The organism is Streptomyces microflavus (assembly GCF_014650075.1).
GTDB classification, from domain to species: Bacteria; Actinomycetota; Actinomycetes; order Streptomycetales; family Streptomycetaceae; genus Streptomyces; species Streptomyces microflavus.
The window spans coordinates 26,900-46,731 of sequence record NZ_BMUG01000015.1 but is presented as its reverse complement, the minus strand read 5'-3'; the positions used below and the strand labels follow the sequence as shown (position 1 = coordinate 46,731).

Sequence of the window (19,832 nt, the reverse complement as noted above, 5' to 3'; positions counted from 1 at the left end):
CTCGGTGTCGGCGAAGTCGCCGCGGAAGCGATAGTGGCGCTACCGATGGCGCGAGCTGCACCGCCAGGGCCGCCCCGTAGCCCGGTGCACCGTCGAGCGCCTGATGCGGGAACTCGGCATCACAGGCGCCGTCCGCGGGAGAAAGATCATCACCACGATCCCGGACAGCGCCGTCGAGCGGGCACCGGACCTACTGGACCGCAACTTCGTCGCGGCCGCCCCCAACCGCTGCTGGGTCGCCGACTTCACCCACGTCAAGACCTGGTCGGCAGTCGTCTACGTCGCCTTCGTCGTCGACACGTTCTCCCGCCGGATCGTCGGCTGGTCCGCCGCTACGTCGAAGGAGACCAGACTAGTCCTGGACGCCCTGGACATGGCCCTGTGGCAGCGCGACCGCGACGAACAGCCCCATCAGCGGGGCGAGTTGCTACATCATTCCGATGCCGGGTCGCAATATACGAGTTTCCGGCTCGCCGAGCACTTGGACGCCGCCGGCATCGCGGCCTCGATCGGCTCCGTCGGTGACGCCTACGACAATGCCCTCATGGAGTCTGCGATCGGCCTGTTCAAGACTGAGCTGATCAAACCGGGGCGGCCCTGGAGGACGCTCTCCCACGTCGAACTCGCCACCGCCGAGTGGATCGACTGGTACTGCCACCGCCGCCTCCACGGTGAAATAGGGCACATCCCACCCGCCGAACACGAGACCAACTACTACCGTGCAATCCAGAAACACCAGGTCACAACCACAATCTGAAGTCTCTACCGAACCCGGGGCGGTTCAGTCGGCCGCCGCTCTGGGCATCGGCTTGGGCGCGGCCCTGTGCCCCACCGACCTGGTGCTCGCCTCCAGCGTGGTCTCCGGCGAGCCGGCCGAGAAGAGTGTCTCCCCCCGTACCCGGAAAGCGCCGTCAGCGCGTCACGATCCCTCGTCGCCGCCTGGTCTTCAGTTGCCCGGCCGGGAACCGCAAGGTGCGGCTGGATTGTCCGAGGACGAGTAGCCGAGCACACGAGGCTTCTGGCGGACAAGGCCGTCCCATCATCGCGAAGCTGGGGAACGCTCGGTGTCGGCGCCAGTCTCTTGTGTTCAGGGCAGGTGCTGTCCGATGGCTGCTTCGAGGCGAACGAAGGGTATGCGCTGGCCGGCCTGCCGGTAGGAGTGTGGACTGCCGTCGGGTACCCGCACACCCATGAACGCGCACAGTCGGCGGGCTGCACGGGGGTGAGAGCGGGCGTATCGGGCCATGAGTTCACTGCCCTCGTCGGCGCTGGGGAAGTGTGCGGTGACGGCGTAGTGGCGGTTGCCGACCTGGATGGTGGTCTTCGGTGCTGCTTGCAGGTTCCGGTACCAGGCTGCGGCGGGGCCGAAACCGGAGGCCAGAATCCAGGTTCCCCGCGCGGGGTCGTGCGCGACGACCTCCAGAACCGCGTACCGGTCGAGACCGCTGTGCCGGCCGGTGTGGCGCAGGAGCAGCAGCCTTCGGCCGAGAGCCGGGCCGAGGCCGGCCCGGTAGAACGCTATGGGCAGCCGGGCAATGCGCCGCTTCCAGCCGCGGGGCAGGCGAGGACGGTGGGGCTCACCATGTTCCTGCGTCACGACCATGCCTCCTGCGAGTGAGGAAGGGAACCGATCGGATAACAGAGGTATGGCCCGGCCCTTAGCCTAGGGAATCTTTGCATAGTCTAAAGCTTAGGGGCAGCCCGGCTGAGCCGGGCAGAAGCCATCGCACTGCTAGGAGCGTCATGATCAGTACAAAGCGTCGGGGCGAACCGGTGGTGCTGTCCTGGCTTCCGATCGTGGTGATGGCGGTGGTGGCTGCCATGGACATCACTGCTGGCCCGCAGGCTGGATTCCTTCCCCTCGTCTCCCTCGGTCCCGCTTTCGCCGGTCTGATCGGCACCTGGCGGCGCACCGTGCTCATCGGCTGCGCCGCGCTGCTGCTGTGCGCCGGCCTGGGAATGTATGACGGCCTCTTCGACACCCGGCGGGGCTACACGGCCATGGCTTCGGTCGCCGGAGTGACACTGGCCGGCGCCCTGGCGGCGGGCACACGCATGCGGCGCGAGGCGGAGCTTGCCAGCGTCCGTTCCATCGCAGAGGTGGCCCAGCGCGTGCTGCAGCGTCCCGTACCGCGCCAGGTCGGCCCTCTGCAGGTGGCGGCCTCCTACACCTCGGCGGTCGCCGAGTCACGTATCGGCGGTGACTTGTACGAGGTCGTGGTTTCGCCGTACGGAGTTCGCGTCATCGTCGGGGATGTCCAGGGCAAAGGGCTCGCTGCCGTGGAGACGGCCGCCCTGGTCCTGGGTGTCTTCCGTGAAGCGGCGCACGACGAGCCCGACCTGACAGCCATCGCCACGCGGCTGGAGCGCACGGTGGCCCGCGAGGCGAACGGAGAAAAGTTCGTGACCGCCATCCTCGCCGAGATACACACCGACGAAGAGTCCATTGCGTTCCTGAACTGCGGCCATCCGCCCCCGATGATCATCCGCCCCGACCGCTCCGTCGACTTCCCCCTCCCACTCGCCTACGCACTGCCCATCGGAATAGGGACACTCGGAGGAGACCCGCCCCACCCCTACCGCGCCGACTTCGGCCCCGGCGAACAACTTCTCCTCTACACCGACGGCGTCACCGAAGCACGGAACGCAGAGGGAACCTTCTACCCCCTGGAGGAGCGAGCCGGGCTCCTCGACCTTTTCGACGCCGACGCCGCACTCGAAGTGCTGCGCACGGACATCGTCCTGCACGCCAGCGGCCCGCACGACGACGCGGCCATGCTCCTGCTGCGCCACCGAAGCGGGTGAACGTGAGCGGAGAAGAGAAGGATGCGCATAACCCGGAGCAAGGTAGAAAGGGTGCCATGGCCAGGGAGATAGCTCCGTCGGAGCGCACGAATGATGTGGATGCGGTAACCCAAGCAGTGCTGACCGCCTCTCGGCTGCTGGTCGCGGTATCGGCGCGCTCGCTGGCACACGTCGAAGACCGCGTCACCCTGCCGCAGTTCCGGATGCTGGTGGTGCTCTCCACACGCGGAACCACCAAACTCGTCACGCTGGCAGAACTACTGCACGTGGCACCCTCGACGGCGATGCGCATGCTCGACCGGCTGATCGCAGCAGGGCTCGCTGACCGGAAGACCAACCCCAACAACCGCCGCGAGACACTCCTGCGACTCACCGACGAAGGACACCGCACAGTCGAAAACGTCACCGCCCGCCGACGCGAGGAAATCACCTCGATCGTCCAACGGCTCGCTCCGCAGCAGCGAACGGCGCTCATCAACGCCCTCACCGACTTCAACGAAGCAGGTGGCGAGCCACTGGCACCGCTGCTGGAAGAAAGCACCGGACTGCACCCATTGGGCTGGGGTGGCTGAGTGGCGACAAAGGCGAAACTTTATACGGCCCGTGATCGCCGAGGAAACTTTCCGTCGACCATGACGAGACCTGCTACACCTGCACCGGAGCGGCCCTGGCCTATATGCGGGACCCCGTCCGGCGAGCTAGGGCCTGTGTGATGTCGTGATCACGCGGTGGTCTTGAGCAGGTCGTCGATCCAGATCATGGAGGCTCTGAGGTGGAGGCCGGCGAGGTAGCTTTCGGGGGACTTGTCGTAGCGGGTGGCGATGCCTCGCCAGGCTTTCAGCTTGTTGATCAGGCGTTCGACGGTGTTCCGTTCCTTATAGAGGTCGGCGTCGTGGCTGATGGACCGGCCGCCTTGTGAGCCCTTCTTCTTGCGGTTCGCGGCCTGGTCCTTCTTCTCCGGGATGACTGCTTTGATGTTGCGTTTTCGCAGGTAGCGGCGATTTCCGCGCGATGAGTAGGCCTTATCGCCGGCGACTGCGCCGGGCCTGGTGCGGGGACGGCCCACCGGCAGACGGACTCGCACCTTCTCCAGCACGGGGATGAACTGCGGACTGTCCGCGGCCTGCCCGGCGGTCAGGACGAACGCGAGCGAACGGCATCTGCGGTCCGCCGCGAGATGAATCTTGCTGGTGAGGCCGCCCCGGGACCGGCCGAGCCGGGCCTGCTTCAGACGGAGCTTGCGTCGGCGCCGGATACGCCGGCGCTCGTCCTGTCCGTTCTGTTCCTCCGTGCCACCCCTTTTTGCCGGGCTGTCTCCTGCTCCAGCGCGGCTTCCTCCAGGGCCGACATGAGGTGCTTGCTGACGCGGAGCCCGGCGGCGTCGTGGTGGGCGCGGACCGTAGTGGAGTCCACGCTGACCAGCGACAGGTCTGTTTGCTCCGCGCGGGCTGCCTGAGCGATCAGACCTTCCAGCAGAGCGGTGAACACACCAGCGTCCCGCCAGACGCGGAAACGTCCGTAGACGGTCGCCCACGGCCCGAACTCAGCAGGCATCTCCCGCCACTGACCGCTGGAGCGGAACCGCCAGACCACCCCCTCGAACTGTTCCCGCAAACGCTCCGGATACGGGCCGTACCTACCGATCGGCAGGAACGGCTCGATGAACTTCCACTGGGCATGAGTGAGTTGCCTACGCGTCACGACCACAGTCCTACCGGGTTCCACCCCACGAAAAGCACAGAACCCGGCAATTGATCACGACATCACACAGGCCCTAATGCTGGTCGTGGGTGGTTTCAGGGGTACGGGGTCGCTGTCCTGGAGGTGAGAAACCCACGGGGGCATCCCTGCCGTGGAGCGTTATCGCGTGAGGGGTGACGCTGTGTCAGTTTCGCGAGTCCTCAGTTGTCGCAGAGACATGCTGTTGTCACCGGGTGCGTTGTGGGCGGTCGATGAGCGCAACGTTTGTCCGGCCGTCGACGGCTTCTCAGTCCAGGCCGCCAGGACTCTCCTGTCAGCCGCGGAGTGATGAGAGGAAGGCTCTCTCGGTGAGCCTCAGTTGTTGATGTCGCGGCGGTTGAAGCGCACGAGACCGGCCGTGAGGAAGACCGCCGAGGCGATGACGAGTACAGCGGCATCACCCCACTGAAAGCCGTTCCGCAGCGGCTCTCCTTCGATGTAGTAGTGGAAGGGCGACAGGTAGGCGATCCAGTCGGCGCCGATCTGCGTGGCGAAGGTGCTGGCGGTGTACGAGAGCACCCCCACGACGGCGACGACGACCAGGACCACAGCGCGCCGGCCCACAGCGGCTCCGACTCCGACGGCAAGAGCGCCGAAAGTGATCGCCAGAAGAGCCAGGTTGAAGCACTGGGCCAGGAACTGGAGGGGGCTGACACTGGTCAGCTCGGCACTGCTGCGCACGGCGAGGACCGCGAGCCAGACCACGGTGGAGATACCGAACGCTCCGGCCACCAGAGCGCCGAACCGCTGCAGGGCCAGCTGGGTCCGTGTGATGGGGTGCGCGAGCAGCAGATCAAGCTGTCCGGACTCCTCGTCACCCGCGATGGCCCTCGCCCCCATGGTCACGCCGTAGATCATCGCAAGAAGGGGAACGATGATGCCGAAAACGGAGGCCTGCAGATAACCGGCGGCCGTGCCGTCGACGTTGAGGCTCTGGCGAAGGGCCTCGGGAATGCTGTCCACGTTCTCGCGCTGGGAGGGGTAGGTGCTGGCATACACCATTCCCACCAGTGCGGTGCCGACAGCCCAGCCGATCAGACCTCGACGGCTGTCCGACAGCGTCTTGGTGAGGATTGCGGCGGCGCTCATGGGGGTGGATCCTTTCCGTGCCGGTGTGCAGTGGAAGTGCGGGGTCAGGCGAGAGTGGTCGAGTCGGTGCGCGGTGCCGCTTCGGCCCCGTCGTAGTAGGCGTGGAAGACCTCTTCGAGGGCGGGCTCGGTGGCGCGCAGGCCGGTGACGGAGAAGTGGGCCAGGGCCTTGATGAAGGCGTCCGGCGGCCCCGAGATCTGGCAGGTGAGGCGCGTGCCCGTCTCGTCGAGGCGGAGTCGGCCGACGCCGGGCAGCCCCTCGAAGGCGCTCACCGGGACGCTCGCCTCGAAGGTGACCTCGACATCGCAGATCGCTCCGGTGCGGAGGTTCGCCACAGTGTCCAGGGCGACCAGACTGCCGTCGCGGATGATGCCGACGCGGTCGGCGATGGCCTCCACCTCGCTCATGATGTGACTGGACATGAACACCGTCTGGCCGTCGGCGGCGGCCTCCGCCACCATGTCGAGGAACGTCTGCTGGACCAGCGGGTCGAGTCCGGAGCTGGGCTCGTCGAGGACGAGCAGTTCAGGGGTGTGCATGAACGCCTGCACGAGTCCGACCTTCTGCCGGTTGCCCTTCGACAGCTTCTTGATCTTCGTCGACTGATCCAGGCCGAGCCGGTCGGCCAGGGCGTCGATACGGGTCTGCGGGACGCCTCCCCGCAGGTCCGCCAGGAACCGCAGGTGGGCCCGGACGTTCTGGCGTCCGTCACACACGAAGTCACCGGCCAGGTACCCGACACGACGGCGCAGCTGGACGCCGTCGCCCCGCGGGTCGAGGCCGAGGACGGTGGCCCGGCCGGCGGTGGGCCGGATGAGGTCCAGGAGCAGCCGGATCGTGGTGGACTTCCCCGCGCCGTTGGGGCCGAGGAAGCCGAACACCTCGCCCCGGACCACGTCGAGGTTGAGGCCGGTGAGACCGCGGCGCGTGCCGTACGCCTTGGTGAGCTCGCGGAGCTCAATCACGTTTTCCATACCCGGAACATAACTTAGTTTCAGATATCTTTGAATGTTCAGAGCGTTAAGGCCTATATGTATCCTTGGGGTCTGGCTCAGGAGGAGGCCCTGCATGCATGACGCGGAAGACGACGTGGACCATGAGTTGCGCGAACAGGCGGAGAAGCTGGCGCTGACCCTCTCCCAGGGCGGCATGCAGAAGACCACTGCACGGGTGATGACGGCACTGCTGTTCAGCCGGCGCGAGACCATGACCGCAGGCGAACTCGGCGAGTCGCTGCGCATCAGTTCGGGCGCGGTCTCCGGAGCGGTGAACCAACTGATCCCGACCGGCATGATCGAGCGCGTACCTGCTCCTGGAAGCCGCCGCGACCATTACCGCTTCCGCAAGCACGCCTGGGCCACCCTGATGGGCAACCAGAACACGCTGCTTGCCAGCATGTGGGACGCCGCCGCAGGCGGCGTCAAGATTGCAGGCAGGGAGAGCCTCGTGGGTCAGCGACTGGACGAGATGCAGGACTTTTACGGTTTCATGCAGCGGGAGATGGCGGCGCTGATCGACCGTTGGCGCGAGCAGTACGACGCCGGCCAGGCCTGAGCCCCCCCACCACACCATCGGCGGCTGCGGCAGGGTCCGCTGAACCGACCGGGAAGGCGCGCGTCGACACCGCCGGTGCCTACACCCGTGTCTTCCTGGACCTCGCGCGCGAGGTCGAATGGGCGGCCAACGGCTGCTCTCCCAGGGAGGTGCCGCGCCGGTTGTGCCGGGTGCTGACCTGCCCTGGACTGAACTTGGCTTTGATTGTTCCCCCACCCGTCCGAACGCTTGACGAGGGGCACAGTAGACGACGCAGGCGACAGACAACGAGGAGCGATATCGGTAGACGATATGTGAGGATCGGAATCCGGTTCCGTCGCAGGTTGCACGCGGGGGAACACCTTCGGATGCCTCCTATTCGGGACCAGGCGCCCCATCGGGCGGAACTCGCGGTCTGTGCCGTGGTGACAGTCCTCGCCGCGACCCTGGACGTTCGCGAGGCGATCGGCTTCTCCTCCTTCGGAGTGCTGGCCTACTACGCCGTCGCGAACGCCTCAGCCTGGACACTCATCGCCTCCGAGGGCTGCCCCGCACGGATCATTCCCGTCATCGGCCTGGCAGGGTGTCTGGTCCTGGCTTGCGCCTTGCCCGCTTCCTCGGTGGTCTCCGGTGCCGCAGTTCTAGCCGCCTACGGCGTCCGCCGCATGCTCGGTGCCCGTCGCATGTCATAGGACCGGACGGCGGGCGCTCAACGGGCGGCGAAGCGGCTCCGGCGTACCTGTGCCCGGTTTCTCCGGGGCATACATGCCCCGGAGAAACCGGGCACGCGACCTCAGACGGTTGCCTTCGTCGGCTCGTCGTCCTTGTCCCCGTCCGTTCCACCGGCTTTCCTGGTGCGGACGTATTCGAGGAAGGTGTCGAGCTCGCGCTTGACGACGGGGGCGAGGAGGTAGAGGCCGATGATGTTGACGACGGCGAGGGTGAAGAGGACCGCGTCGGCCAGGTCGATGAGGGTCTGCAGGGTGAGCAGGGATCCGGCGACGGCGAAGAGTGTGTAGAGGCTCTTGTAGACGGTTTCGCTGGTGCGGCTGCGGCCGAAGAGGTAGGTCCAGGACTTGAGGCCGTAGTAGCCCCAGGTCAGGACGGTGGAGATTGCGAAGAGCAGCACTGCGACGGTGAGGACGTACGGGAACCAGGGCAGCACGGTCTCGAAGGCGTCCGAGGTGATCGTCACGCCACCGATGGACTCTCCGTCGCGGGCTTCGCCCCAGCTGGCCGGGTTGGCGATGACGATGGTCAGCGCGGTCATGGTGCAGATGATGACGGTGTCGATGAACGGCTCCAGCAGCGCGACCAGGCCCTCACTCGCGGGGTGCTTGGTCTTGACCGCGGAGTGGGCGATCGGCGCGGAGCCGATCCCGGCCTCGTTGGAGAACGCGGCGCGCTGGAAGCCGATGATCAGTGCGCCGAGGATGCCGCCCGCGACGCCCTCGGGGTTGAACGCGCCCTCGATGATCGTGCCGATCGCGGCGGGCACGGCGGTGACGTTGACGAGGATGACGACGAGGCAGGCGGCGATGTAGATGCCGGCCATCGCGGGGATGAGCCGGCTGGTGACCGAGGCGATGGAACGGATGCCGCCGAGCAGGACGATGCCGACGAGGGCGGCGACGAGGATGCCGAAGATGAGTGCTCCGCCGGAGGAGCCCATCGCGCCGTCCTCGCCGCCGGTGACGGAGACGAGCTGGGCGTAGGACTGGTTGACCTGGAAGAGGTTGCCGCCGAAGAGCCCGAAGAACAGGATCATGATCGAGGCGAGGACGGCGAGGATCTTGCCGAGGGTCTTGCCGTTCTTGCCGAAGCGTTCGGCCAGGCCCTTGGGCAGGTAGTGCATCGGCCCGCCGGAGACGGTTCCGTCGGCGTGGACCTCGCGGTACTTCACGCCGAGGGTGACCTCGACGAACTTGGTGGCCATGCCGAGCAGACCGCACAGGATCATCCAGAACGTGGCCCCGGCCCCGCCGATCGAGACGGCGACAGCCACACCCGCGATGTTCCCGAGCCCGACCGTGCCGGAGACGGCGGCGGTCAGCGCCTGGAAGTGGTTGACCTCGCCCGCCGAGTCCTTGTCGTCGTACTTCCCGCGCACCACGTCGAGGGCGAGCCGGAACTTACGCACCTGGACGAAGCCGAACCAGCCGGTGAAGACGAGACCGGCCACTACCAGCCAGGTGACGATGAGCGGCACGTCCGCCCCGCCGATATTGACGGAGTAGAAGACGATCTCGCCCAGCCACTTGGCTATGGGCTCGAAGAACCCGCTGACGGATTCGTCGATGTTCTGCGTGATGGAGTCGAGTGACACGTTGGCTACCTCGAAGACGCGGGAGCGGCGGGTTGAGTGGGGGGCTTCGCCGGTCGATGTGCGATGGGGGGATGAGCGAACGTCGCCGTCCGGTCGGACCCGGCATGTCCCATTCGGCGGAGGACGACGCTGATGGCTCTGACCTGCTGCCGGGTGGGCCCCGGCACTCCGGTGGGACGGTGGACCCGCCTGCGAAGTTGAGCATTTGTACCACGCTCTTCACCAAGCATTTAGTGATGCAGGTCACAGCTGTAGTTATCGGGGGCATGCTTGCTGGACGTGTGACGTGATCGTTATCCGGATAGCCCGCTACGTTTATCGGGCATCTTGTTGCCGGTTCAGGTTCCATGGGCAATGCGGTGGGCCCGACTTGGGAACCGCGGTCCCACACGCCTCAGTGCTGTCTCAGACCGGCGCAGAACTCCTCCACCAAGGTGCAGACCTCATCCGGCTTCTCTTCCAACAGAAGATGCCCCGCCCCATCCATCACCCTGAGTTCCGTGCCCAGGCGACGACTCAGAGCGGGCGCGAGAGTCTCCGGAGGCAGGAAGGGGTCACCCCCTCCCACGACAGCCAGGATCGGCTGGCGACGGCGCTGGTCGAGCACAGCCGAAGGCAACGGGCTCGGGGCGAGGCTGGTACGGCAGGAGCGTGCCACCAGATCCATCCAGACGCACAAGTCGCTGGACGGCACGTGCCCTGGGTCGGACATGTGGCGCAGCAGTCTCGCCGCGCGAGGAACGGATGGGCGCAGAAGCCACGGGAGAGTAGCGGCCATGACCGGGGTGGTGACCTTCAGCCGGGTGACGCCCGCGCTGGAAAGGATCACACGGCCGATCACACGAGGGGAGTCACCGGCGAGGGCGACCGCCCCGCCCAGGGAATGCCCCACCAGCACCACCGGACCCTTCCCGATCTGAGCGAGCACCTCGCCCAGCCACCGCCCGTACCAGTCCATGCGCCGGCTGCGAGGGCGCTGCTGTGTGCTGAGTCCGGGTTGGCCCGGCAGATCGACGACCGTCACCCGGCGCACGCGGGCCAGTACCTCTGCCGCGGCCAGGCATTGCGCGGCGCCCATGTTCGTTCCCGGCAGCAGGACGACGCACGGTGACCTGCTGTCAGTTTCCGGGCCGGCGGTGAGCGTGCTGGTGCGCCCCGCGGAGGTCGCTATCTCCCTCCTGGTACAGGGAATATCCCAGCGAGCGATCCGCTCCAAGCACCCACGGCGCACATCCTGCTGAGCCTGCGGACTTTTGTAGATCGACGTCACTTGTTTCGTCCTTCGGCCGGTCAGTGAAAGAAGGCCCGTCTACCGACTCTGCGCAGGCCAGTCCAGGAGACGTGCTCCGATGACGGCGGTCTGCAGCCTGTACCGCTGCTCGGGGTCGGTCGGGTCGGATCCGGTGAGCTGGTGAATGCGTCTGAGCCGGTAGGTCAGCGCGCGGACGCTCAAAGCAAGACGACGTGCAGCCTGCGCTCCGACACAGCCCGCGTCGAAATAGGCGTTGAAGGTTTCCAGATAGGGCTGCGGGCCGCCACGTGCCTCTAGCAGCGCACCGAAGGTGGTACGGACGAGATCTGCCAAGGCCTGGCGGTCCCGGGCAAGCACCGGGTAGACCAGCAGATCCGCCCCATGCAGGACCGGCTCCGCGAAGCCGAGACGATCGGCCAGGTCCAGAACCTGCAGGGCTTCCTGGTAGGAGTGGACGATGCCGCCCGCCCCAGCGTGGGGGCGCCCGATCGCTGTTCGCCCGCCCTCGGCCGCGGCATGGGCCTGTTCGGCAAAAGACAGCAGAACCTCGTGCTGATCCCCTGGAGCGATACAGACCATCCGCCCGTTCTTAGTGGTGAGGAGGACGCTGCGCTCACCGAAACGCCCCGTCACCGCCCGCTCCACCCGGCGAGAAACAACATCACCCTCGACATACGCTCCGGTGCCTTCAGCGACAGCGACAGCGACCGCGTGAGCATAGGAGAGACGCAGCCCGAACCGCTCCGCCCGCTCCACCAGAGAACCCAGCTCACTACGGCCGTACAGAAGATCGTCGATGAATTCCCTCCGCACTGCCTCCTGTTGCCGTACCGCGAACTGCTGCGCCCGCTCATGCCCCTCACACAGCGCCTCGACACCCTGTTGCATCGCCGCCAGCACCCGGCCTGCATCCACCGCAACGTCCGGCCACGCGACACGCGCCAGAGCGAGGTGATCCACGACCAGACTCCGCAGGGTCCTCCCATCGGCAGCAGCCTGCTGTCCGAAGAACCGCAGCTCTTCCAGCCGCCTCTCGTCCGGCTCCTCTCCCGACCGCGCGGCCGCAGCGATCAACGCCTCGTACCCGGCGGAGGTCTTCGACGGACGGCATCGTTCATTCATCGCTCTCCCCTTGGCTGAACCGCTCGCCATGCTGCGCCTCCTCCGTGAGGCGATGTCAGGTATGCCTGGGCCCGGCATAGGTCACAAGGTGGTCGAGTTCAGCCTGTCGCAGAGAGCTGCGCACTGAGGGAGAGGCCCCATTGATGACTGTCAGGACGCCCTGGTGCCGCGCGGTGCGAATGAAGCTGCCCAGTTCCCGGGCGCCGTCCTCGCTCAGGCCGGTGACCGTATGGAAGTCGATACAGATCTGCTGGGTTTCCGGACCGAGCAGATCGGCCACCCGGTGGGCTGTCCTCGCCATACTGGCCCCGTTGATCTCACCTTGTACCAGGACCCTGACAACGGACTGCCCGGCAGTAACCCGCTGAGACGGCCCGCCGTACAACCGGGGATGGACGCCCGGCCAGATGTTTACCAGAGCCACCCGCAGTCCGACGGCAGCTGCGCACAGACACAGGATGCGCAGCACCTCTTCCCGCAAAAGCGTCCCGGCCCACAACGCGGCAACCACCAAAGCCAGCCCCAGTGCGACTGCCGACCGACGATCACGGAACGGCTTCACCCGCTCGCCCCTGCCCGCCACTGACACAAAGGCGATGCGGACACGTGAACGGAACGCCGATGCAGCGGATCGTCGTGCATGACCAAACTCCCCGGGGTGCGCCCAGACCGAGAGACGGCTGTCCCCCGACGCCGACCAGGCTTCCCGGCACACCAGCGCCCACCGCAGCGCGTTTCTCCATCCTAGGGGCGAGACCGCCTGAAAGACTCCGCCGGATCCAACCCCCCACATGGAGCGCGACTGTTCAGCCCCGCGAACACCGCACAAGCAGCCTCCCCAACCAGTGACCGCATGTTGTTAGGCTTGCCTAAGGAAACAGGACAGCGAGAGGGAGAGGGCACGATGCGCGACCATTCCGCCATAGAGCCTCTCTCACCACTCGATGCGCGCCTCTGTCGCGCCGAGTCGTTGGAGCGCCGACCCATCGGTACGAACGGCTATGTCAGTACCTGGGGCGCGATGATGAGCGTCTGCCCGCCGCAGACTTCCGGCTGAGCCCACCGCATCCTCTCGGCAGCACCCACCGGCAAACGCCGGCGTACTGCCATGCGCCCCTTCGCACGGTTGGAGATTCTCCCTTCATGTCTGCCGCTTCGCGCATCACCGCTGCCCTACGTCTGGACGCGGTCAGCGGATCACTCCTGATCGGCGCGGCCGTTCTGGCACTGGCCTGGGCGAACTCGCCCCTCGCCGACTCCTACGAGTCCCTGCGCTCCTTCACCTTCGGCCCCGCAGCCCTGCATCTGAACCTCTCCGTTGAAACCTGGGCCGCGGACGGGTTGTTGGCCGTCTTCTTCTTCATCGTTGGCAACGAACTCAAACAAGAGATCATCCACGGGGAGCTGCGCGACCCGCGCCGAGCCGCCCTCCCGATTGCGGCCGCGATCGGCGGCGTCGTGGTCCCCGCCTTGATCTTCCTCGCTATCACCGCCCCCTCCGGCGGGGAGGCAGCCGGCGGGTGGGGCATCCCGATGGCCACCGACATCGCCTTCGCCCTTGCCGTCCTGGCCGTCGTCGGCCGGCACTTGCCCACCCCGCTGCGCACTTTCCTCCTCACCCTGGCCACCGTCGACGACATGGTCGCCGTCTTGGTCATCGCCGTCGCCTACACCACCGGCCTCAACCTCGCCACCCTCGCCCTGGCCGCCCTGGGCCTGGCGGTGTTCGGCTACCTTCAGAACGGCTCCGGCCGGACTGTCAGAAGGGTGCGCGCCAGGGTGCCGGGATGGCTGCTGTTCGCCCCGCTCGCCGCCGTGATCTGGACGTTGGTGCATGCCTCCGGCGTCCATGCCACGATCGCCGGCGTCGCCATGGGCCTGCTGATGCGCACCCGGGCCCAAGGAGAAGAGTCCACCTCGCCATCGCACCGGGCGGAAGAGGTACTTCGCCCGTTCTCCGCCGGAATCGCACTGCCCGTCTTCGCGCTGATGGCAGCCGGAGTCTCCCTCTCCGGCGCACACGGGTTCTTCTCCTCCACCGTCACCTGGGGTGTCCTCGCCGGTCTCCTCGTCGGCAAGTTCCTCGGAATATTCGGTGCCACCTGGCTGGCCAGCCGGTTCACCAGCGCCCAACTCAACCCCCGTCTCGCCTGGCCGGACATCGCAGGGATCGGCATCCTCGCCGGCATCGGCTTCACCGTCTCCCTGCTGATCGCCGAACTCTCCTACACCAGCGACGCCCACCTCACGGACGCCAAGGGGGCAATTTTCCTCGCTTCCTTCGCCGCGTCGCTGCTGGCAGCCCTCGTCCTGGGCCGCCGCAGCCGGCACTACGGCCGTCTCACCAAGCAGCAGCCTGCCTCCGGAGAAACGGCACCCGAGAAAACCTGACGGCGCCAGTGCGCCGGGCGGCCGATCGACGGTAAGCAGGTGAATCCACCTGTCGCCATCGGGCGCACCCTTGCCCGGCGCCCGGGTTCTCCCCACAACGCGCGACGGACACGAGAGCAGCGTCTACCTAATCCCGCAGTGAGCCCTTCTCGGGTTGTAAGAAGTTTCGTGGAGCTGCGTATAGAGGAACCGACGGGTTCAGGGGCGAGTGGCGGAAGCGTTCTGCTTCAGGCGGGCGGCCAGGGTGGTGGCGGAGTCCTCTGCGCGTTCCAGCTGGATGCGCAGTTTCTCCACCTGCTCGGCGGCGGCTTGCTGGTAGGTCCGCACGCGCTCGAGCAGGGTCTCGCGCTCGCCGGTGTCGAGGGCGTCGTCGCTGTCGAGGCGGTCGGTGGCGTCCAGGAGGTCGCGCATCTGGTCCAGGGTGAAGCCGAGCGGCTTCATCCGGCGGATGACCATCAGGCGGGCGATGTCGGTCTCGGTGTAGAGGCGGAAGCCGCCCTGGGAGCGGGCGGAGGGGATGACCAGGCCGGTCTCCTCGTAGTGGCGGATGGTGCGCAGGGACAGCTCCGTCCGCGCGGCGACCTCGCCGATCTGCATGTGCTTGTCGTCCACGCCCGTGTCCCTGGCCCTTCTCCTCATGGCGGACCGCGTCCCGTGCGGCCCCACCAACCTCTACTCTAACGTTAAGGTAGAGTTGATGATGGCGAGGGCGGCCCGGCCGCCCCGTTACTGCCGTTTCCGGGGCCGATGGTGCCCCCGGCGAAGATCCGATTCTTGCAGGAGAGAGCGTGCGCGAGCCCATGACGCCGATCGCCGCCGCCTGCCCGCCGTGACCCTTCGCCCTAGGACGTGAGCTGCCCGGCCGGGCACCGCCCAGGCCCCCGGTTCGCGCCCTCCACGACTTCCCGGCCCGCCTCGGGCCGCCCGCGGGATGCCGGCCGGTCTCCCGCGCCTCCTCCCGCACGCCCCGGCCCGTCCGGCGGTGTGCCCGAGCACGACAGGTACGCATCTCCTTGTCTTCTGCTGCTGTGACTCCCCCCGCGCGGCTGCGCGGCCTCAAGCCCGACTGGCTGAACAATCCCAAGGTCTGGCGTACCGAGGTCCTCGCGGGTCTGGTCGTCGCCCTGGCGCTGATCCCTGAGGCGATCTCCTTCTCGATCATCGCCGGGGTCGACCCGGCGGTCGGCCTGTTCGCCTCGTTCACCATGGCCGTGGTCATCTCGATCGTCGGCGGCCGCCGCGCGATGATCTCCGCCGCGACCGGCGCCATCGCCCTGGTCATCGCGCCGCTCAACCGTGAGCACGGCCTGGGTTACCTGATCGCCGCCGTCATCCTGGCCGGTGTCATCCAGGTGGTCCTGGGTGCGCTCGGGGTGGCGAAGCTGATGCGGTTCGTGCCGCGTTCGGTGATGGTCGGTTTCGTCAATGCGCTCGCGATCCTGATCTTCATGGCGCAGGTGCCCGAGATGCACGACGTGCCGTGGGCGGTGTACCCGCTGATCATCGGCGGCCTGGCTCTGATGGTGTTCTTCCCGAAGGTCACCAAGGTGATCCCGGCCCCGCTCGTGGCGATCGTCATCCTGACCGTCATCACGGTCGCGGCCGGGATCGCGGTGCCGACCGTCGGCGACAAGGGCGAACTGCCCTCCTCGCTGCCGGTGCCGGGCCTGCCGGACGTGCCTTTCACCCTGGACACCCTGACCACCATCGCTCCGTACGCCTTCGCCATGGCGCTGGTCGGGCTGATGGAGTCGCTGATGACGGCGAAGCTGGTCGACGACATCACCGACACCCACTCCTCCAAGACCCGGGAGTCCATCGGTCAGGGCATCGCCAACATCGTCACCGGCTTCTTCGGCGGTATGGGCGGCTGCGCCATGATCGGCCAGACGATGATCAACGTGAAGGTCTCCGGCGCCCGCACCCGCCTCTCCACGTTCCTGGCGGGCGTGTTCCTGATGGTGCTGTGCATCGTCTTCGGGCCGGTCGTCTCCGACATCCCCATGGCTGCCTTGGTCGCTGTGATGGTGATGGTGGCCTTCGCCACGTTCGACTGGCACTCCATCGCACCAAAGACGCTGAAGCGGATGCCGGCCGGTGAGATCGCCGTCATGGGCATCACCGTGATCTGCGTGGTCGCCACCGACAACCTCGCCATCGGCGTCGTCGTCGGCTCGATCACCGCCATGGTCATCTTCGCCAAGCGCGTCGCCCACCTCGCCCGCGTGCACAGCGTCCTCGACCCCGACGGCACCACGGTCGTCTACCGGGTCACCGGCGAGCTGTTCTTCGCCTCCTCCAACGACCTCGTCGGACAGTTCGACTACGCCGGCGACCCGGACAAGATTGTCATCGACCTGTCCGCGGCCCATGTCTGGGACGCCTCCTCCGTGGCGGCCCTGGACGCGATCGAGACCAAGTACAAGCAGCGCGGCAAGACCGTGGAGATCACCGGGCTGAACGACCTGAGCGCCGATCTTCACGGCAAGCTCACCGGCGAACTCACCAGCCACTGAGATCAGCACGGTAAAACCCGAAGGACCCCGGCCCGGCCGGGGTCCTTCGCGCTTTCCCGCACCCAGCACTCCAGGGGGCCGGCCCACCCACCAGGGGGCTCACGGAACCGATCTACGGGCCGGGCGAGCGGACCTGATGAAGAGGTGCCCGGTCAGCGCTCCGGCCAGCAGGCCCCAGGCCAGGACCGCCCGGCTCCCGCGCACCAGGACAGCCGCGACTGGCACGGCGGCTGCCGCCGCCTCTAGCAGCCGTGTCGCGGACAAAGGCCCACGTCAAACGGGCAGCGCCGGGGGTGCGTAGTTCGCCGACACTCTCGCGCGCGGGATCGTTTGAATGCTGGCTGGCCGGGACCTGGACGGTATTCCGCCGTACGGACGCCACGTTCTGGCGTGCGGGCACCCGGGCCCTGCCGACGGTGGAGGGCAAGATCCGCCGCCGCCCCCGGCTTGTCTCGTTCGCACCTCCACACGCGGCTGGCCCGCTGCGCTACCTCCATCCGGCACACCACCGGCAAGCCCCGCACGCTCGACTGGGCCCACGACTAACGACGACCGCGAGGGCTTGGTCGGCATGATCATCTACGCCCGGACGGTCCGCGACTGCTCCCGACCTCCGTTGCCCACGCTGGTGCGGGCCAGGGATGGAGCCCGCCCCTCACTTCTGCACAGCGCCGTCTCTGTCCTCGTCCAGCTCGACCGCGTCCGGAGCGCGGGCCGGACACAGGGCACGAATCCGCTCGCGACACCGCGCCCCATGTTGACCGCAGGGCGGGTTCGTCGTTCCGGCTTACGGGCACTTGCTGTAGCCCAGTATTGTGCTGTGTTCGCAGGTCATGTTGGCGTTGGAAGGGGTCGGGGTGAGATCGGCGCGGGCTTTGGCGACGTTGGACGAGGTCGAGCTCGGTGACCACGTCTGCTGGCGCGTGGATCCGGGTGACGCGTTCGCTGGTGCGCGTTCCTATGTGGCCGATGGAGCTCTGTACGGGGACAAGGTCGTGGTCATCGGGTCGCTCGGCACCGTTGCAGTACGGCGAGACCGCCTCCCCACGACCTCGGTGATCCTTGATCTTCCGGACCGGGCCGATACCGATGTGATGCTGGCCGCCGTACGGCGGGAGACCCGTGCCGCGGTGCGTGAGGGCTTCCGGTCGGTGCGCGTCCTTGCCGAGCGGATACCGGTCACGGCGCCCGGTGACGCCGAGGAACTGCTGGCACGGGAGCTGAAGCTCGATGAGTTCGCTGCGGAAAGCGGCGCGATCGTGGTGTGCGTGTTCAGGACGGCCCAGTGGGAGGCGTCTACGCTGGAACACGTGGCGTGTGTGCATCCGCAGGAGACGGGCAAACGTGCGGCGCGTCCGGCTTTCCGGATGTTCAGCACAGGCACGGACAGCTGGGGTGTGGACGGAGTGGTCGACTCGGAGTGCGCGACGGCGTTCAACGCCGCAGTCCGCGCCGCCACGCGGCGCACACCCACCGTGAAGCTGAGGTTCGACGCCGTGGAGATGATCGATGCCGCCGGCATGCACGCTCTCGTCGACGCGGCCCGCCACCTGCCGGAGCGTCGAATCGTCGTGGAAGGTGCCAACGAGATTGTGCGCCTGTGCTGGGACCTCGCGGGCTATGCCACCGCGGACGTGCCGGTGGTGATGGCGGCATGACCGAGACTATGCCCCCGACACCGTCTCGTCCCCACGGCGCCCCGTTCCGCCACGAGCTGTACCCGTACCGCGGGCAGGACCAGTTCCTGTCCGGGACCCTGGACTACATCCACGAGGCACTGGAGGCCGATGAGGCTGTGGTCGTCGCGGTTCCCGAGGACAAGACCTCACTCCTGCGCGGTGAACTCGCCGACGAATCAGCCGTCACCTTCGTCGACGCCACGACGGCCGGCCCGAACCCCGGCCGGCACATCGCCGCCTGGTCCGCCTGGATGCACCAGCGCGGAGAAGGCGGCCGACCCGTACGGGGCATCGGCGAAACCGCCTGGCGCCAAGCACGCAGTGCCGCACACCTCTCCGAGCTCCGCTACCACGAGTGGCTGATGAACCGGGCCTTCGCGCGCAGCAGCACATGGTCGATGCTGTGCCCCTACGATGCTGCCGACGAGGACCAGGACGCTCTGCGTTCCCTGTCCCGCTGCCACCCGCAGATCCACCGCGACGGCCAGTACACGCTCAACGAGGTCTACCTCACCGGTGAGGAGTACGCCTTCGACGACCTGGACGCCCCGTGCGATCCGTTCCAGGAGCTGAGCTACACGCACGGCGACCTGGGCGCGATCCGCTCGAAGGTCTCCCAATGCGCCACCGACGCCGGCGTGACCGAGGACCGGCTGGCGAAGCTCGCCGTCGCCGTCACCGAGATCGCGACGAACAGCATCCGCCACGGCGGGGGCCACGGCACCCTGCGCACCTGGGCCCAGGACGAGACTTTCCTGTGCGAGCTCCGCGACTCCGGCTACATCCCCGACGCGATGACTGGCCGCACCCGCCCCGAAGCGAACCAGGTCGGCGGTCGGGGCCTGTGGCTCGCACACCAGCTCTGCGACCTCGTCGAAATCCGCTCCACCCCCGACCAGGGCACCACCATCCGCCTGCACATGGATGCCCCACAGCGGTAGAAGCCGCCTTTGGCCTGCACCGTCGGCTGACGGCGGGCGATGAGAGAGGGTACCGGGCCCGAAAGACCCCGCACAGGTCACTGGCGGCCGCTGGGGGTACCGAGGGGCCGGGCGTCTTCTACGCGGGCTTCCGTGACCAGCTCAAGGCCGCCCGGGCGACGGGCGCGGTCGACACCAGCGCCGACAACGTCGGGGGCCCACCGTTACGAGGTGACGCCCGCCGGGACGGCCGGGCGAGGGCGCCAGCCCACCGCGACCAGCCGAACGCCGCGACGGGACGGACATCTGTGCCGCCCGGCGCCGGCGTATCCGCTGGGATGCTTGGCTCTTCCCGTGTGCTGCCTGGGTTCGAAGTAGAACTCTCCGGGGACCGCCGACGCCGGGAGGGCCTGCATCCGACCGGAGGCGGACCCAGTCGGCGTCGCAACGAACGCCGAC

The 19,832-nt window shown here is 67.4% G+C and carries 16 protein-coding genes and 2 pseudogenes; 9 read left to right on the top strand and 9 right to left on the bottom strand.

Features of this window, described 5'->3' with window-relative positions; all coding sequences use genetic code 11:
* Nucleotides 1-55 precede the first annotated feature (55 nt).
* A complete protein-coding gene (locus IE264_RS33475; protein WP_190167761.1) occupies nt 56-757 on the top strand; it encodes an IS3 family transposase in 702 nt (233 codons plus the stop codon).
* A 330-nt stretch (nt 758-1,087) separates the two neighbouring features.
* Here the strand turns inward: IE264_RS33475 and IE264_RS33470 are convergent, their stop codons facing one another.
* The gene (locus IE264_RS33470; protein ID WP_032761036.1) at nt 1,088-1,603 is read right to left on the bottom strand and encodes a nitroreductase family deazaflavin-dependent oxidoreductase; all 516 of its coding nucleotides are present in this window, start codon (nt 1,601-1,603) and stop codon (nt 1,088-1,090) included.
* A gap of 140 nt (nt 1,604-1,743) precedes the next feature.
* Here IE264_RS33470 and IE264_RS33465 point away from each other — a divergent pair, with 140 nt between their 5' ends.
* Together IE264_RS33465 and IE264_RS33460 are read left to right on the top strand one after the other, a co-directional pair.
* Nucleotides 1,744-2,805 carry a PP2C family protein-serine/threonine phosphatase gene (locus IE264_RS33465; RefSeq protein ID WP_032761038.1) on the top strand — a complete coding sequence of 354 codons (1,062 nt, stop codon included), beginning with the start codon at nt 1,744-1,746 and terminating at the stop codon, nt 2,803-2,805.
* Nucleotides 2,806-2,861: 56 nt separating this feature from the next.
* Entirely contained in the window at nt 2,862-3,377 is a 516-nt protein-coding gene (locus tag IE264_RS33460; RefSeq protein ID WP_032761040.1) for a MarR family winged helix-turn-helix transcriptional regulator, read from the top strand.
* A 149-nt stretch (nt 3,378-3,526) separates the two neighbouring features.
* Here the strand turns inward: IE264_RS33460 and IE264_RS33455 are convergent.
* The 3 genes and pseudogenes from IE264_RS33455 to IE264_RS33445 all read right to left on the bottom strand — a co-directional run bounded on the left by IE264_RS33455 (nt 3,527) and on the right by IE264_RS33445 (nt 6,608).
* A pseudogene (locus tag IE264_RS33455) lies at nt 3,527-4,506 on the bottom strand (IS5 family transposase).
* A gap of 354 nt (nt 4,507-4,860) precedes the next feature.
* Nucleotides 4,861-5,634 carry an ABC transporter permease subunit gene (locus tag IE264_RS33450; RefSeq protein WP_032761044.1) on the bottom strand — a complete coding sequence of 258 codons (774 nt, stop codon included), beginning with the start codon at nt 5,632-5,634 and terminating at the stop codon, nt 4,861-4,863.
* A gap of 44 nt (nt 5,635-5,678) precedes the next feature.
* Nucleotides 5,679-6,608 (bottom strand): ABC transporter ATP-binding protein, encoded by a 930-nt coding sequence (locus tag IE264_RS33445; RefSeq protein WP_032761045.1) that lies wholly within the window; start codon nt 6,606-6,608, stop codon nt 5,679-5,681.
* A 94-nt stretch (nt 6,609-6,702) separates the two neighbouring features.
* Here IE264_RS33445 and IE264_RS33440 point away from each other — a divergent pair, with 94 nt between their 5' ends.
* Together IE264_RS33440 and IE264_RS33435 are read left to right on the top strand one after the other, a co-directional pair.
* Nucleotides 6,703-7,188: a GbsR/MarR family transcriptional regulator gene (locus IE264_RS33440; RefSeq protein ID WP_051822100.1), complete on the top strand. Its 486-nt coding sequence runs from the start codon at nt 6,703-6,705 to the stop codon at nt 7,186-7,188.
* 359 nt (nt 7,189-7,547) lie between these two features.
* Nucleotides 7,548-7,859, top strand: a pseudogene (locus tag IE264_RS33435) (amino acid permease); the annotation flags it as partial.
* A 101-nt stretch (nt 7,860-7,960) separates the two neighbouring features.
* Here the strand turns inward: IE264_RS33435 and IE264_RS33430 are convergent.
* The 4 genes from IE264_RS33430 to IE264_RS33415 form a co-directional block, all read right to left on the bottom strand.
* The gene (locus IE264_RS33430; protein WP_190167754.1) at nt 7,961-9,493 is read right to left on the bottom strand and encodes an alanine/glycine:cation symporter family protein; all 1,533 of its coding nucleotides are present in this window, start codon (nt 9,491-9,493) and stop codon (nt 7,961-7,963) included.
* A 394-nt stretch (nt 9,494-9,887) separates the two neighbouring features.
* Entirely contained in the window at nt 9,888-10,763 is an 876-nt protein-coding gene (locus IE264_RS33425) for an alpha/beta fold hydrolase (protein ID WP_032760994.1), read from the bottom strand.
* A 39-nt stretch (nt 10,764-10,802) separates the two neighbouring features.
* A complete protein-coding gene (locus IE264_RS33420; RefSeq protein WP_373301945.1) occupies nt 10,803-11,897 on the bottom strand; it encodes a PucR family transcriptional regulator in 1,095 nt (364 codons plus the stop codon).
* Between the two features lie 25 nt (nt 11,898-11,922).
* Nucleotides 11,923-12,429 carry an STAS domain-containing protein gene (locus IE264_RS33415; RefSeq protein ID WP_158706611.1) on the bottom strand — a complete coding sequence of 169 codons (507 nt, stop codon included), beginning with the start codon at nt 12,427-12,429 and terminating at the stop codon, nt 11,923-11,925.
* Between the two features lie 581 nt (nt 12,430-13,010).
* On the opposite strand from IE264_RS33415, the gene nhaA reads away from it, so the two are divergent.
* Nucleotides 13,011-14,258, top strand: coding sequence for a Na+/H+ antiporter NhaA (gene nhaA / locus IE264_RS33410; RefSeq protein WP_032760996.1), 1,248 nt, complete (start codon nt 13,011-13,013; stop codon nt 14,256-14,258).
* A 198-nt stretch (nt 14,259-14,456) separates the two neighbouring features.
* Here nhaA and IE264_RS33405 read toward each other — a convergent pair whose 3' ends face one another.
* A complete protein-coding gene (locus tag IE264_RS33405) occupies nt 14,457-14,870 on the bottom strand; it encodes a MerR family transcriptional regulator (protein WP_190167753.1) in 414 nt (137 codons plus the stop codon).
* A gap of 416 nt (nt 14,871-15,286) precedes the next feature.
* Here IE264_RS33405 and IE264_RS33400 point away from each other — a divergent pair, with 416 nt between their 5' ends.
* The 3 genes from IE264_RS33400 to IE264_RS33390 all read left to right on the top strand — a co-directional run bounded on the left by IE264_RS33400 (nt 15,287) and on the right by IE264_RS33390 (nt 19,394).
* Nucleotides 15,287-16,774 carry a SulP family inorganic anion transporter gene (locus IE264_RS33400; protein ID WP_373301944.1) on the top strand — a complete coding sequence of 496 codons (1,488 nt, stop codon included), beginning with the start codon at nt 15,287-15,289 and terminating at the stop codon, nt 16,772-16,774.
* 884 nt (nt 16,775-17,658) lie between these two features.
* Nucleotides 17,659-18,432, top strand: coding sequence for an MEDS domain-containing protein (locus tag IE264_RS33395; protein ID WP_308428541.1), 774 nt, complete (start codon nt 17,659-17,661; stop codon nt 18,430-18,432).
* Complete coding sequence (locus tag IE264_RS33390) at nt 18,429-19,394, top strand: anti-sigma factor RsbA family regulatory protein (protein WP_032761002.1); 966 nt, start codon at nt 18,429-18,431, stop codon at nt 19,392-19,394. Before IE264_RS33395 ends, IE264_RS33390 begins: the two co-directional genes overlap by 4 nt.
* Nucleotides 19,395-19,832: the final 438 nt, after the last annotated feature.

Coding starts and splice junctions, on each gene's coding strand:
- IE264_RS33470 (WP_032761036.1), bottom strand. CDS start 1,603: ATGGTCGTGACGCAGGAACATGGTGAGCCCCACCGTCCTCGCCTGCCC.
- IE264_RS33465 (WP_032761038.1), top strand. CDS start 1,744: ATGATCAGTACAAAGCGTCGGGGCGAACCGGTGGTGCTGTCCTGGCTT.
- IE264_RS33460 (WP_032761040.1), top strand. CDS start 2,862: ATGGCCAGGGAGATAGCTCCGTCGGAGCGCACGAATGATGTGGATGCG.
- IE264_RS33450 (WP_032761044.1), bottom strand. CDS start 5,634: ATGAGCGCCGCCGCAATCCTCACCAAGACGCTGTCGGACAGCCGTCGA.
- IE264_RS33445 (WP_032761045.1), bottom strand. CDS start 6,608: ATGGAAAACGTGATTGAGCTCCGCGAGCTCACCAAGGCGTACGGCACG.
- IE264_RS33440 (WP_051822100.1), top strand. CDS start 6,703: ATGCATGACGCGGAAGACGACGTGGACCATGAGTTGCGCGAACAGGCG.
- IE264_RS33420 (WP_373301945.1), bottom strand. CDS start 11,897: ATGGCGAGCGGTTCAGCCAAGGGGAGAGCGATGAATGAACGATGCCGT.
- nhaA (WP_032760996.1), top strand. CDS start 13,011: ATGTCTGCCGCTTCGCGCATCACCGCTGCCCTACGTCTGGACGCGGTC.
- IE264_RS33390 (WP_032761002.1), top strand. CDS start 18,429: ATGACCGAGACTATGCCCCCGACACCGTCTCGTCCCCACGGCGCCCCG.